Raw genomic sequence first — 689 nt, 5'->3', positions numbered from 1 at the left:
AACGAGCGCGGCAGCGGCACCAGTGCGCTCTACTACCAAGTGGCCTACCACTACGACGCCAACAACCAGCTGGTGCGGATGAACCGCTTCCAGGACAGTTCCCTGGCGATCGACTACGGCTACAGCGCCTCCAACCGTTACGACGAGTGGGACTACGACGAGTTCGGCAACCGCATCCGCCACCGCAATGCCCTCTACGGCGATACTAACTATGTTTTGTACGCTAGCTTTTTGGACAGTGGCAATGACAGCCCCAGGGGCAAGGTAGACCAGGAGACCTACCGCTACGACGGCATGGGCCGGGTACTGCAGTACAAGAGCTATAACGGCAAGATCACCGATTACGCCTACGCCTGGAGCGACGCGGTGAGTCGCAATGTACTGGCCGCCACCGGCCAGCAGGCCCAGGGCACCGCCGATGAAGTACAGCTGGGTGGCTATATCACTTCTATCGCCAAGTCCGGTATGGGCGGCGCCGTGGACACCGACTGGAACCAGTCCTCCCGCGAAGATGTCCTCAGCGACGCGGTCGACTACTTCGGCAAAGCCGTCTGGCACGACGACCTCGGCGGCCACCGTATCGAATACGCCTACAACTACGCCGGCTGGCTATCGCGCCAGACCGGCAATACCGCCCTGAGTGGCGACGGCACCTGGGAAGCGCGCAACAACCAGGATATTCGCTACAC

General features: G+C 61.2%; 1 protein-coding gene. It reads left to right on the top strand.

Annotation, left to right across the window (positions count from 1 at the left end):
- Positions 1-689 (top strand): hypothetical protein (locus Q1A69_RS20065; RefSeq protein ID WP_299589684.1); only part of this gene is annotated, 689 nt, incomplete at both ends.

This window comes from uncultured Microbulbifer sp. (assembly GCF_947498635.1).
In the GTDB taxonomy this organism is placed as follows: Bacteria; Pseudomonadota; Gammaproteobacteria; order Pseudomonadales; family Cellvibrionaceae; genus Microbulbifer; species Microbulbifer echini.
The sequence above is the reverse complement of the archived record's forward strand: the minus strand, read 5'-3'. Positions and strand labels throughout refer to the sequence as shown.